This is a genomic window from Streptomyces sp. NPDC050842 (genome assembly GCF_044456565.1).
In the GTDB taxonomy this organism is placed as follows: Bacteria; Actinomycetota; Actinomycetes; order Streptomycetales; family Streptomycetaceae; genus Streptomyces.
This window is the reverse complement of the sequence record NZ_JBITGA010000008.1, coordinates 358,709-371,187: the sequence shown is the minus strand read 5'-3', so window position 1 is coordinate 371,187 and position 12,479 is coordinate 358,709. Positions and strand designations below refer to the sequence as shown.

The 12,479-nt window shown below is 71.2% G+C and carries 12 protein-coding genes; 11 read left to right on the top strand and 1 reads right to left on the bottom strand.

All coding sequences use genetic code 11. The features are described 5' to 3' along the window. Positions 1-26 precede the first annotated feature (26 nt). Positions 27-1,151 carry a YihY/virulence factor BrkB family protein gene (locus ACIBG6_RS27755; protein ID WP_317600266.1) on the bottom strand — a complete coding sequence of 375 codons (1,125 nt, stop codon included), beginning with the start codon at positions 1,149-1,151 and terminating at the stop codon, positions 27-29. A 17-nt stretch (positions 1,152-1,168) separates the two neighbouring features. On the opposite strand from ACIBG6_RS27755, the gene ACIBG6_RS27750 reads away from it, so the two are divergent. The 11 genes from ACIBG6_RS27750 (at position 1,169) to ACIBG6_RS27700 (ending at position 12,435) form a co-directional block, all read left to right on the top strand. Next, positions 1,169-2,857, top strand: a complete 1,689-nt coding sequence (locus ACIBG6_RS27750) for an acyl-CoA dehydrogenase family protein (RefSeq protein WP_399225342.1) — start codon at positions 1,169-1,171, stop codon at positions 2,855-2,857. A gap of 371 nt (positions 2,858-3,228) precedes the next feature. Continuing rightward, positions 3,229-4,530, top strand: a complete 1,302-nt coding sequence (locus ACIBG6_RS27745; RefSeq protein ID WP_399225340.1) for a GAF domain-containing protein — start codon at positions 3,229-3,231, stop codon at positions 4,528-4,530. Between the two features lie 212 nt (positions 4,531-4,742). Then, positions 4,743-5,312 (top strand): GNAT family N-acetyltransferase, encoded by a 570-nt coding sequence (locus ACIBG6_RS27740; RefSeq protein WP_399225339.1) that lies wholly within the window; start codon positions 4,743-4,745, stop codon positions 5,310-5,312. 152 nt (positions 5,313-5,464) lie between these two features. Next, on the top strand, positions 5,465-5,548 hold the full coding sequence (locus tag ACIBG6_RS27735) for a putative leader peptide (RefSeq protein WP_312846743.1): 84 nt from the start codon (positions 5,465-5,467) through the stop codon (positions 5,546-5,548). Between the two features lie 125 nt (positions 5,549-5,673). Next, on the top strand, positions 5,674-7,371 hold the full coding sequence (locus tag ACIBG6_RS27730) for a nitrite/sulfite reductase (RefSeq protein ID WP_399225338.1): 1,698 nt from the start codon (positions 5,674-5,676) through the stop codon (positions 7,369-7,371). Next, positions 7,368-7,547 carry a hypothetical protein gene (locus tag ACIBG6_RS27725; RefSeq protein WP_399225337.1) on the top strand — a complete coding sequence of 60 codons (180 nt, stop codon included), beginning with the start codon at positions 7,368-7,370 and terminating at the stop codon, positions 7,545-7,547. Before ACIBG6_RS27730 ends, ACIBG6_RS27725 begins: the two co-directional genes overlap by 4 nt. Continuing rightward, positions 7,544-8,260, top strand: coding sequence for a phosphoadenylyl-sulfate reductase (locus ACIBG6_RS27720; protein ID WP_399225335.1), 717 nt, complete (start codon positions 7,544-7,546; stop codon positions 8,258-8,260). The genes ACIBG6_RS27725 and ACIBG6_RS27720 overlap by 4 nt, the downstream gene beginning before the upstream one ends. Further along, on the top strand, positions 8,260-8,838 hold the full coding sequence (gene cysC, locus ACIBG6_RS27715) for an adenylyl-sulfate kinase (protein WP_399225334.1): 579 nt from the start codon (positions 8,260-8,262) through the stop codon (positions 8,836-8,838). The genes ACIBG6_RS27720 and cysC overlap by 1 nt, the downstream gene beginning before the upstream one ends. Then, positions 8,835-9,770 carry a sulfate adenylyltransferase subunit CysD gene (gene cysD, locus ACIBG6_RS27710; RefSeq protein WP_317600255.1) on the top strand — a complete coding sequence of 312 codons (936 nt, stop codon included), beginning with the start codon at positions 8,835-8,837 and terminating at the stop codon, positions 9,768-9,770. Before cysC ends, cysD begins: the two co-directional genes overlap by 4 nt. 1 nt (position 9,771) lies before the next feature. After that, complete coding sequence (locus tag ACIBG6_RS27705; RefSeq protein ID WP_399225332.1) at positions 9,772-11,121, top strand: sulfate adenylyltransferase subunit 1; 1,350 nt, start codon at positions 9,772-9,774, stop codon at positions 11,119-11,121. A gap of 204 nt (positions 11,122-11,325) precedes the next feature. Then, entirely contained in the window at positions 11,326-12,435 is a 1,110-nt protein-coding gene (locus ACIBG6_RS27700; RefSeq protein ID WP_399225331.1) for an aliphatic sulfonate ABC transporter substrate-binding protein, read from the top strand. Positions 12,436-12,479: the final 44 nt, after the last annotated feature.

The following is a 12,479-nucleotide window of genomic DNA, read 5'->3' as shown; positions in this document are numbered from 1 at the left end:
AGCCTACGACGGGACGGCTCGCCGCCTCATTCCTTCTCCCAGCCCGAGTGGATGCGCGACTTCACGTCGTCCGGGGGCAGGAACTTCGACCAGCGCTCCGGGAACTCGGAGGGCATGTCCGGGTCGTCCTCGTCGACGTCCTCCGCCTCGGCGCGGACGCGGGCGACCAGCTCGGCGGCCTGGACGGCCCGGGCCCGCTCGTTGGCCTCGCGGGCCGCCGCGGTGGCGACGGAGGGCCAGACGCGGTCGATGGCGGCGTTCACGGCGGCGCCGACGAGGACCGCGAAGGCGGAGATGCCGATCCAGAGGAGGACGGCGATGGGGGCGGCCAGGGAGCCGTAGATGGTCGGTCCCTCGACCTGGCTGGTGAGGTAGATCCGCAGCAGGAAGCTGCCGAGGACCCACATGCCGAGTGCGACGAGGGCGCCGGGGATGTCCTCGATCCACGGCGATCTGACGGGTACGGACACGTGGTAGAGCGTCGTGAGGAAGGCGATGGAGAGCAGGATGACGGCCGGCCAGTACAGGACGGCGACGACTTCCGTACCCCAGGGCACCAGTTCGACGACACGGTCGGGTCCGACGACCGCGAGCGGCAGGACGACGGCGCCGATGATCAGGGCCACGATGTAGAGCAGGAAGGCCAGGAGCCGGGTCTTGACGATGCCTCGGTGGCCGTCGAGCCCGTACATGACGGTGATGGTGTCGATGAAGACGTTCACCGCCCGCGAGCCGGACCAGAGGGCGATGGCGAAGCCGAGGGAGACGAGTTCGGGCCGTTTTCCCTGGGTGACGTCGTCGAGGAGCGGTTTGGCGATGTCGTGGACGCCCCGGTCGGAGAGGACCGTTCCGGCGGCGCGGAGGATGTTCTCCTCGATGCTCGCGACGGTGTCGGTGTTGGTCCAGTCGTCGGCGTAGCCGAGGAGGGCGATCATGCCGAGGAGCAGCGGCGGCAGCGAAAGCAGCGTGAAGAACGCGGCCTCGGCGGCGAGGCCGAGGATCCGGTACTCGATGCCCGAATTGACGGTGTCCTTGAGAAGGAGCCAGACCATCTTCCGCTTGGAGACGTTGCGGTAGAGGACGCGCGCGCGGTGGAGCCTGCTCCAGGGCCGCCGCTCGGGCCGATCGGGTGTTTCGCTTGCTGCCTGCACCTGCTTACCGTATCGGCATGGCAGCGAGCACCCACACCGTGACCAACCAGGCTCCGCCCCTGGTGGGATACGACGTCTTCACGTGCGACCGGACACTGGCGGAGGCCGTCGAGCGGCACCTCGCGCCCGAGGTCCTGGCGGAGGCTCGCGAGGACCTGGCCCTGTTGGGCCGGGCGGCGGGGTCGGAGCAGGTCAGGGAGTGGGGCGAGCTCGCGAACACGTACCCGCCGCGGCTGCGGACCCACGACCGGTACGGCAACCGGATCGACGAGGTCGACTTCCATCCGGCCTGGCACCGGCTGCTCGGCCGGTCGGTGGAGGCCGGCCTCACGGACGCGTGGGGCCGCCCGGGTGGTCATGTGCGGCGCGCCGCCGGGCTCCTGGTGGTGTCGCAGGCGGAGGCGGGGCACGTCTGTCCGCTGTCGATGACGCACGCGTCGGTGCCGGCGCTGCGCGCCGAGCCGGAGCTCGCGGCGGTGTGGGAGCCGGCGGCGACCGCGCACGTGTACGAGCGGGAGCTGCGTCCCGTCGCCGAGAAACCGGGGGCGCTGCTCGGGATGGCGCTGACGGAGAAGCAGGGCGGCAGCGACGTACGGGCGAACACGACGGAGGCGCGTCCGCTGGCGGCCGACGGGGAGTACGTCCTGACGGGGCACAAGTGGTTCTGTTCGGCGCCGATGTCGGACGCCTTCCTGGTCCTGGCGCAGGCTCCGGCCGGACTGACCTGTTTCCTGCTGCCGCGGGTCCTCCCGGACGGCTCGCGCAACGCGTTCGCGATCCAGCGGCTGAAGGACAAGCTGGGCAACCGCTCGAACGCCTCCGCCGAGGTGGAGTTCGACGGGACGACCTGGGCGCGCCGGATCGGCGAGGAGGGGCGCGGGGTCCGGTCCGTCATCGACATGGTGGCGGCGACGCGGCTCGACTGCGTGCTCGGCTCGGCGGCGCTGATGCGGCAGGCGGTGGCGCAGGCCGTGCACCACTGCGCGTACCGCGAGGCGTTCGGCGGGGTGCTGATCGAGAAGCCGCTCATGCGGAACGTGCTCGCCGATCTGGCCCTGGAGTCGGAGGCGGCGACGGTCCTCGCGATGCGCCTGGCAGCGGCCTACGACGCCGTCGAAGGCGCCACCGCAACCGACACCCCCGGTGAAACCGACGGCAGCAACCGCGCCGAGCGTGAGCGGGCCTTTCTCCGCATCGCCGTTCCGGTGGCGAAGTACTGGGTGACGAAGCGGTGTACGCCAGTGGTGGCGGAGGCCCTGGAGTGCCTCGGCGGCAACGGGTACGTGGAGGAGTCCGGGCTGCCGCGGCTGCTCCGCGAGTCGCCGCTCAACTCGGTCTGGGAGGGCTCGGGGAACGTCCAGGCGCTCGACGTGCTGCGGGCGCTGCGGACCGGGCCCGCGTCGTTCGACGCGTTCCTGCGGGAGGTGGGGGCGGCGCGGGGCGCGGACCACCGGCTCGACCGGGCGATCCGGGACCTGCTGGTCGAACTGGCCGATCTGGAGGGGGTCGAGGCGCGGGCGCGGCGGCTCGTGGAGCGGATGGCGCTGGTGCTCCAGGGCGCGCTGCTGGTGCGGTGGGCGCCGCCGGAGGTGGCGGACGCGTTCTGCGCGTCGCGGCTGGGCGGGGACGGGGGGTCGACGTTCGGGACGCTGGCGCACACGCTGGACCTGCGGGCGGTGGTGGAGCGGGCGCGGGTGACGGTCTGATGCGTCGTACGGCTCGCGCGGGCCGGTGCGGTCACGGTACGGCGCGCTCGGGCCGGTGCGGTGCGGTGCGGTGCGGTGCGGTCACGGTACGGGGCGCGTCGGCCGGAGTGTTGAGCCGCGCGTACCAGGGGTGGACCCGCGAGGGTCGGCACGCGCGGAGAGCGGGGGTGGTGCTGCGCCGACACGGCACCACCCACCGCTCACACCACCCTCGTGCACAGGGCCGGTCGGTCGCCAGAGTTGCAAAGGGTTGCAGGATTACCCGAACCGGGCCGCGCCGGACGGCCCCGAACGGCACCATGGGCAGCGACACTCCGGACATCTGCCCAGTGCAGAACCGATACAGCACCACGGGTGGCTGGGAGAGACCGATGAAGAACACGCAGCTCGACATGAAGCGGCTTGCCACCATGGACGCCGCCCAGGCCGCCCGGCTGCTGCACCGGGTCCGTGATGCGACCCTGGCGGGCCGTACGCCGCCGATCGCGCCCCGCGCGGTCATCGACGCGTCCTGGCAGCGGATGGCCCGGCTGGGGCTCGACCCCGACCAGGGCACGAGCAGCGTGCTGCTCCAGCGGGACGAGCTGGAGCAGCGGCGCAGGAGCACGCTCCTGTCCGAGGTGATGCAGACGCTCAGCGGCGGCCTCGCCGGCATCGCCGACACCTCCCTCCAGATCATGGTGGTCACCGACGAGAGCGGCCGCGTGCTGTGGCGTCAGGGCAACCTGGCGGTGCTGCGCCAGGCGAACGGCATCTGCCTGGAGGAGGGCGCGGCCTGGACCGAGCACACGACCGGGACGAACGCGGTCGGCACGGCGCTCGCCATGGGCCGGGCCGTGCAGGTGCACTCCGCCGAGCACTACGTGCAGACCCTGCACAACTGGACCTGCGCCGCCGCGCCCGTGCACGATCCGCGCGATCAGCGGCTCCTGGGGATCCTCGATGTGAGCGGTCCGGCGTCCAGCTTCCATCCGGCGATGCTGGCGCTGGTCGCCTCGGTCGCCCAGCTCGCCGAGGCGGAGATGCGGGAGCGGCACCGGCGGTCGGTCGAGCGGCTGCGGGCGGTGGCCGCGCCGATCCTGTGCCGGGTGGGAGGGCGCGCCGTGGCGGTCGACGTCCACGGCTGGACCGCCGCGGTGACCGGTCTCGCCCCGGTGGACCGGATCCCCCTGCCCAAGTCCTTCCGTGCCGGCCGGGTGTGGCTGCCCTCCCTCGGCGTGTGCGCGGTGGAACCGCTGCCCGGCGGCTGGCTGCTGCGGGTCGAGGAGGAGACCCGGCCGGTGGACCCCGGCGCGGCCGCGGCGAGCCGGGTGGTCCTCGACCTGAGCAGGCCGCGCCGGTGGACGGTGGCCGTCTCGGGGGAGGCGGGCAGCTGGCAGCTGGAGCTCAGCCCCCGGCACGCGGAGCTCCTCTATGTCCTGGCGCTGCACCGCGACGGACGCACGGCGGCGGAGCTGGCGGACGACGTCTTCGGGGACCGTACGAGGACGGTGACCGTACGGGCGGAGATGTCCCGGGTACGCCGGAACCTGGCGGGGGTCCTGGCGCACCGCCCGTACCGCTTCCGGGAGGAGGTCGCGGTGGAGATCCTCCGCCCGGAACGTCCGGCGGACCTGCTGCCGCACTCGACGGCCCCGGCGGTGACGGCGGCGCGCACGGTCGGGGACGCGTAGGCGCTCGGCGTAGGGCGCTCGGGTCCGGCGTCCGGGGCCGGCATCCGGGGCCGGCGTCCGGGGCCAGCGTCTGGGGCCAGCGTTCGGGTCCGGCGTTCGGTCGTCCCACCCCTTGGACACCCTGCCCACGGAACATCGGCCACCGGCCACCGGAGCGCGGAGGGCGGCCACCCCGGTCGCCTCACCACAGGGGCTCGTGATGCGATGGTTCCATGCACATCACGCTCACCACCTGGTCCCTCGAACAGACCTCGCCGTCCGACCTCCGCCCCGCCCGCGTCCCGGAGGGCGACGACATCACGATCGCCCGGGCCGAGGTGCCCTCGGCGGAGTTCAGCCGCTTCCTCTACACGGCGGTCGGTGGCGACATCCGCTGGAACGACCGCCTGGCGCTCACGTACAAGGAGTGGCAGGAGATCGTGGAGAAGCCGGGGGCCGAGATCTGGGTGGCGTACGACCGGGGGACGCCCGCCGGGTACGTGGAGCTCGACCCCCAGCCCGACGGCGTCGTGGAGATCATCTACTTCGGCCTGATCCCCGCCTTCCGGGGGCGCCGTATCGGCGGCCACCTCCTCTCCGAGGGCGTGCGGCGCGCCTGGGACCTGGCCGAGCGGTGGCCCGAGCGAGAGGCCACGAAGCGCGTGTGGCTGCACACCTGCTCGCTCGACGGCCCGCACGCGATGGACAACTACGAGCGGCGCGGCTTCCGGCTCTTCGACACGAAGGTGGAGGAGGTCGAGGAGTCGGAGACCCCCGGCCCGTGGCCCGGCGCCCACGCCTGAGCGCACGAGACACGCACCGACCACGTGAGAAGGGGCCCCGAGCGGGCCCCTTTTTCGTGACCTGCACCACAGCATCTCGCACAGCGAGACACCAATGTCCAAATTGTGGACGATGCTGGACTGGGTCCAAAGTCCCGTGACACGCTTCCGTCATGTCTGGAACTGGAACTGCCTTGGTGAGTCGGCGGCACGTCGACCTCGGCCGCATGTCCAGCGCCATCTGTCCGGCGCGCTGAGACCACCAGCACCGCCGCGATATCTCCTCTGCCCGACCCTGCTGCGCACTGACGCGCCACCCTCTGACCTCAGCGCGAGTGTGCAGGTCAGAGCCGCCCTCTCGCAGTCCCGAAGGACAAACGCCATGGCCGCCACCCCGGAAAACCCCACACCCGCCGCCGCCCGCCGCAAGACCGGGCGCCACCGTGGCGAGGGTCAGTGGGCCGTGGGGCACTTCACCCCGCTGAACGGCAATGAGCAGTTCAAGAAGGACGACGACGGTCTCAATGTGCGGACACGCATTGAGACGGTCTACTCGAAGCGCGGATTCGACTCCATCGACCCCAACGACCTGCGCGGACGCATGCGCTGGTGGGGCCTCTACACCCAGCGCAAGCAGGGTCTGGACGGTACCAAGACGGGTGTCCTGGAGCCGGAGGAGCTGGACGACGAGTACTTCATGCTCCGGGTCCGCATCGACGGCGGCCGGCTGACCACGCAGCAGCTCCGGGTGATCGGCGAGATCTCCGAGGAGTTCGCGCGCGGCACGGCCGACATCACCGACCGGCAGAACGTCCAGTACCACTGGATCCGCATCGAGGACGTCCCCGAGATCTGGAACCGCCTGGAGGCGGTCGGCCTGTCGACCACCGAGGCATGCGGCGACACCCCGCGTGTCGTCCTCGGCTCGCCGGTGGCCGGGATCGCCGAGGACGAGATCATCGACGGCACGCCCGCCATCGACGAGATCTACCGCCGGATCGTGGGCAACAAGGACTTCTCCAACCTGCCCCGCAAGTTCAAGTCCGCGATCTCCGGCTCGCCGCTGCTCGACGTGGCGCACGAGATCAACGACATCGCGTTCGTCGGCGTGCGTCACCCGGAGCACGGCCCCGGCTTCGACGTGTGGGTCGGCGGCGGTCTGTCGACCAACCCGAAGCTCGGCGTCCGGCTCGGCACCTGGGTCTCGCTCGACGAGGTCCCGGACGTGTACGAGGGCGTCATCTCGATCTTCCGCGACTACGGCTACCGCCGGCTGCGCAACCGCGCCCGGCTGAAGTTCCTCGTCGCCGACTGGGGCCCGGAGAAGTTCCGCCAGGTCCTGGAGGACGAGTACCTGAAGCGCAAGCTCAGCGACGGCCCCGCCCCCGAGCAGCCCGCCGGCCAGTGGCGTGACCACGTCGGCGTGCACCGGCAGAACGACGGCCGGTTCTACGTCGGTTTCGCGCCGCGCGTCGGCCGGGTCGACGGCGCCACCCTGACGAAGATCGCCGAGATCGCCGAGGCGCACGGTTCGGGCCGGGTCCGCACCACCGCCGAGCAGAAGATGCTCGTCCTCGACATCGAGGAGTCGCAGGTCGACGGGATCGTCTCCGCGCTGGAGTCGCTCGACCTGCGGGTCACCCCCTCGCCGTTCCGGCGCGGCACGATGGCCTGCACCGGGATCGAGTTCTGCAAGCTCGCGATCGTCGAGACGAAGGGCCGCGGCTCCTCGCTCATCGACGAACTGGAGCGCCGGATCCCGGAGTTCGACGAGCCGCTCACCATCAACATCAACGGCTGCCCGAACGCCTGCGCCCGCATCCAGGTCGCGGACATCGGCCTCAAGGGCCAGCTGGTCCTGGACGACGACGGCAACCGCGTCGAGGGCTACCAGGTGCACCTGGGCGGCGCGCTCGGCCTGGAGGCCGGCTTCGGCCGCAAGGTCCGCGGCCTCAAGGTCACCGCCGCCGGGCTCCCCGACTACGTGGAGCGGGTCCTCAAGCGCTTCCAGGCGGAGCGCGAGGACGGCGAGCGCTTCGCGACCTGGACGGCCCGCGCCTCCGAGGAGTCGCTGTCATGAGCGAGCGCGCGGCACCGTTCCACTGCCCCTACTGCGGGGACGAGGACCTGCGTCCGAACGAGCAGGGTCACGGCGCCTGGGAATGCGCCACGTGCAGCCGAGCCTTCCAGTTGAAGTTCCTGGGGCTGCTCGCCCCGGGCACTTCGGGCACCACCCCTGGGAGGGAACAGATATGACGGTCACTCAGGACCAGCAGGACCTCACCGCGGCCGACCTCAAGGCACTCGCCGAGCAGGCCGGCCGCGACCTGGAGGACGCCTCGCCGCTGGAGATCCTCCGGTGGGCCGTGGACACCTTCGGCGCGCGGTTCTGCGTCACGTCCTCCATGGAGGACGCGGTCGTCGCGCACCTCGCCTCGCGGGTCCGGCCCGGCGTGGACGTCGTCTTCCTCGACACGGGCTACCACTTCGAGGAGACCATCGGCACGCGGGACGCCGTCGACGCCGTCATGGACGTCAACGTCATCACCCTGACGCCGCGTCAGACCGTGGCCGAGCAGGACGCCGAGTACGGCGCGAAGCTGCACGACCGCGACCCCGACCTGTGCTGCGCGCTGCGCAAGGTCAAGCCGCTGGAGGAGGGCCTGACCGCGTACAGCGCATGGGCCACCGGCCTGCGCCGCGACGAGTCCCCGACCCGGGCGAACACCCCGGTCGTCGGCTGGGACGAGAAGCGGCGCAAGGTCAAGGTCTCCCCCATCGCCCGCTGGACGCAGGACGACGTCGACGCGTACGTCATGGAGCACGGTGTCCTCACCAACCCGCTCCTGATGGACGGTTACGCCTCCGTCGGCTGCGCCCCCTGCACCCGCCGCGTCCTGGAGGGCGAGGACGCCCGCGCCGGACGCTGGGCGGGCCGCGCCAAGACCGAGTGCGGGCTGCACGGCTGATGACCCCCACCCCTCAGACCTCCCACACCTCCCAGGAGACCCACGTGACCGGTGCCACCACATGGCTCACCGGCCTGCCGAGCGCCGGAAAGACCACCATCGCGTACGAGCTGGCCGGCCGCCTCCGCGAGGAAGGCCACCGCGTCGAGATCCTCGACGGCGACGAGATCCGCGAGTTCCTCTCCGCGGGCCTCGGCTTCACCCGCGAGGACCGGCACACCAACGTGCAGCGCATCGGCTTCGTCGCCGAACTGCTCGCCTCGCACGGCGTGCAGGTCCTGGTGCCGGTCATCGCCCCGTACGCCGACAGCCGCGAGGCGGTCCGCAAGCGCCACGCGGCCGAGGGCACCGCCTTCGTCGAGGTGCACGTGGCCACCCCCGTCGACGTCTGCTCGGTCCGCGACGTCAAGGGCCTCTACGCCAAACAGGCCGCCGGCGAGATCAGCGGTCTGACCGGCGTCGACGACCCCTACGAGGCCCCCGAGGCGCCCGATCTCCGGATCGAGTCCCAGAACCAGACCGTGCAGGAGTCCGCGGCACAGCTCCACGCGCTGCTCACCGAGAGGGGTCTGCTGTGACCACCGTCGTCAACGTCCACGAGGCGACCGACAGCCCGTTCGCGCTGTCGCACCTCGACTCCCTGGAGTCGGAGGCCGTCCACATCTTCCGCGAGGTGGCGGGCGAGTTCGAGCGGCCGGTGATCCTCTTCTCCGGCGGCAAGGACTCCATCGTCATGCTGCACCTGGCGCTGAAGGCCTTCGCCCCGGCGCCGGTCCCCTTCACGCTGCTGCACGTCGACACGGGGCACAACTTCCCCGAGGTCCTCGAGTACCGCGACCGCGTCGTCGCCGAGCACGGGCTGCGGCTGCACGTCGCGTCCGTGCAGGAGTACATCGACGCGGGCAAGCTCCGCGAGCGCCCGGACGGCACCCGCAACCCGCTGCAGACCGTCCCGCTGACCGAGGCGATCCAGCAGCACCGCTTCGACGCGGTCTTCGGCGGCGGCCGCCGCGACGAGGAGAAGGCCCGCGCCAAGGAGCGGGTGTTCTCGCTGCGCGACGAGTTCTCCCAGTGGGACCCGCGCCGTCAGCGCCCCGAGCTGTGGCAGCTCTACAACGGCCGCCACGCGCCCGGCGAGCACGTCCGCGTCTTCCCGCTCTCCAACTGGACCGAGCTGGACGTGTGGCAGTACATCGCCCGCGAGGGCATCGAGCTGCCGGAGATCTACTTCGCCCATGAGCGCGAGGTCTTCGCGCGCAGCGGCATGTGGCTGACCGCCGGCGAGTGGGGCGGCCCGAAGGACACCGAGACGGTCGAGACGCGGCTCATCCGCTACCGCACCGTCGGTGACATGTCCTGCACGGGTGCCGTCGACTCCGACGCCACCACGCTCGACGCCGTCATCGCCGAGATCGCCGCCTCCCGCCTCACCGAGCGGGGCGCGACCCGCGCCGACGACAAGATGTCCGAGGCCGCGATGGAAGACCGCAAGCGCGAAGGGTACTTCTAGCATGACGAGCACGACCGAGCAGTTCGCCGAGTTCGCCGACGTCTCGGCGACCACCCTGCTGCGCTTCGCCACCGCCGGCTCCGTCGACGACGGCAAGTCGACCCTGGTGGGCCGCCTGCTGCACGACTCCAAGTCGGTCCTCACCGACCAGCTGGAGGCCGTCGAGGCCGCGTCCCTCAAGCGCGGTCAGGAGGCGCCCGACCTGGCGCTCCTCACCGACGGTCTGCGGGCCGAGCGCGAGCAGGGCATCACCATCGACGTGGCCTACCGCTACTTCGCCACCGCCCGCCGCCGCTTCATCCTCGCCGACACCCCCGGCCACGTGCAGTACACCCGGAACATGGTCACCGGCGCCTCCACCGCCGAGCTGGCCGTCGTCCTGGTCGACGCCCGTAACGGCGTGGTCGAGCAGACCCGCCGGCACGCCGCCGTCGCCGCGCTGCTCCGCGTCCCGCACGTGGTCCTGGCCGTGAACAAGATGGACCTGGTCGACTACCGGGAGCCCGTCTTCGCCGCGATCGCCGAGGAGTTCACGACGTACGCCTCCGAGCTCGGCGTCCCGGAGATCACCGCGATCCCGATCTCGGCGCTCGCCGGCGACAACGTCGTGGAGCCGTCCGCGAACATGGACTGGTACGGCGGCCCGACGGTCCTGGAGCACCTGGAGACCGTCCCGGTCAGCCACGACCTGACGGCCTGCCACGCGCGCTTCCCCGTCCAGTACGTGATCCGGCCGCAGACCGCCGAGCACCCCGACTACCGGGGCTACGCCGGTCAGATCGCGGCCGGCGCCTTCCGCGTCGGCGAGCGGATCACCGTCCTGCCGTCGGGGAAGACGTCCACGATCAGCGGGATCGACGCGCTCGGCGAGTCTGTGGACATCGCCTGGGCCCCGCAGTCGGTCACGATCCGGCTCGCCGACGACATCGACATCTCGCGCGGCGACCTGCTCGCCCCGGTCGGTGACGCCCCGGCGACCAGCCAGGACATCGAGGCGACGGTCTGCCACGTGGCCGACCAGCCGCTCGCCGTGGGCCAGCGGGTGCTGCTCAAGCACACGACCCGCACGGTCAAGGCGATCGTCAAGGAGATCCCCTCGCGGCTGACCCTGGACGATCTCTCCCAGCACCCGAACCCCGGGCAGCTGGTCGCCAACGACATCGGCCGGGTCGTCGTGCGCACGGCGGAGCCGCTCGCGCTCGACGCGTACGCGGACTCGCGCCGTACCGGTTCCTTCCTGCTGATCGACCCGGCGGACGGCACCACGCTCGCGGCGGGCATGGCGGGCGAGTCCTTCGCCACCAGCAAGGCCGTCGCGGTCGTCGAGGACGAGGAGGGGTGGGACTTCTGATGTTCCAGGACATCTACGCCACCTTCGCCAAAGAGGGTGGTCGCGTGGGCGGCGGCACCCTCGGCACGGGCCAGGGAGGTGTTGCGCGATGTTGCGCGCCGACCTCCACGCACCGCGCGAGCGGTGCGACGCGGCTCCACCTTCTCCACCCCGAACGACATAAACGCAGACTTCGCAGAAGTTGAATCGAGGGGACCGACTCCCGTGCCTGCCACCACCCGTACCACCCTGCGCCGCAGCCTCACCGCCGCCACCGTCCTGCCGCTGTTGATCGGCGCGCTCGCCTCCTGCGGCTACGGCTCCGATGCCAAGAACGACGAGAAGAAGGTGGCCGCCGAGGGCGCGAAGCTCTCCGCCGACACCGTACGGCTCGGGTACTTCCCCAACCTCACGCACGCCACCGCGCTCGTCGGTGACCAGGAGGGCCTCCTCCAGAAGGAGTTGGGCGGCACGAAGCTGGTGCCCACCACCTTCAACGCCGGTCCGTCCGAGATCGAGGCGCTCAACGCGGACTCGATCGACATCGGCTTCATCGGCCCCTCGCCGTCGATCAACGGCTATGTCAAGACCAAGGGTTCCAACCTCCGCATCATCGGCGGTTCGGCCTCCGGCGGCGTGAAGCTCGTGGTGAACCCGGCGAAGATCAAGACCCTGGACGACCTCAAGGGCAAGAAGATCGCCACGCCTCAGCTCGGCAACACCCAGGACGTGGCCTTCCTCAACTGGATCTCCGAGAAGGGCTGGAAGGTCGACGCCCAGAGCGGCAAGGGCGACGTCTCGGTGGTCCGCACGGACAACAAGGTGACCCCGAACGCCTACGCCTCCGGCGCCATCGACGGCGCCTGGGTGCCGGAGCCGACCGCGTCGAAGCTGGTCAGCGACGGGGCGAAGGTCCTCCTCGACGAGTCCGACCTGTGGCCGGACAAGAAGTTCGTCATCACGAACATCATCGTGTCGCAGAAGTTCCTCAAGGCCCACCCGGACGTCGTCGAGGCCTTCCTGCGCGGCGCGGTGAAGACCAACGAGTGGATCAACGCGAACCCGGACAAGGCGAAGGCCTCGGCCAACGCCAAGCTGAAGGCCCTCTCGGGCAAGGCGCTGGGCGCGAAGGTCATCGACGCCGCGTGGCCGTCCATCCAGTTCACCAACGACCCGCTGGCGGCCACGCTCCAGTCCCAGGCCGACCACGCGGTGAAGGCCGGTCTCCTGAAGCAGCCCGAGCTCGCCGGCATCTACGACCTGAAGCCGCTCAACAAGGTCCTGAAGGCCGCGGGTCAGCCCGAGGTCGCCGACGCCGGTCTCGGCGTCAAGTAACCAGGCGTCAGACACCAGTGCAGCAGCCCGAGTTCAGCTTCACC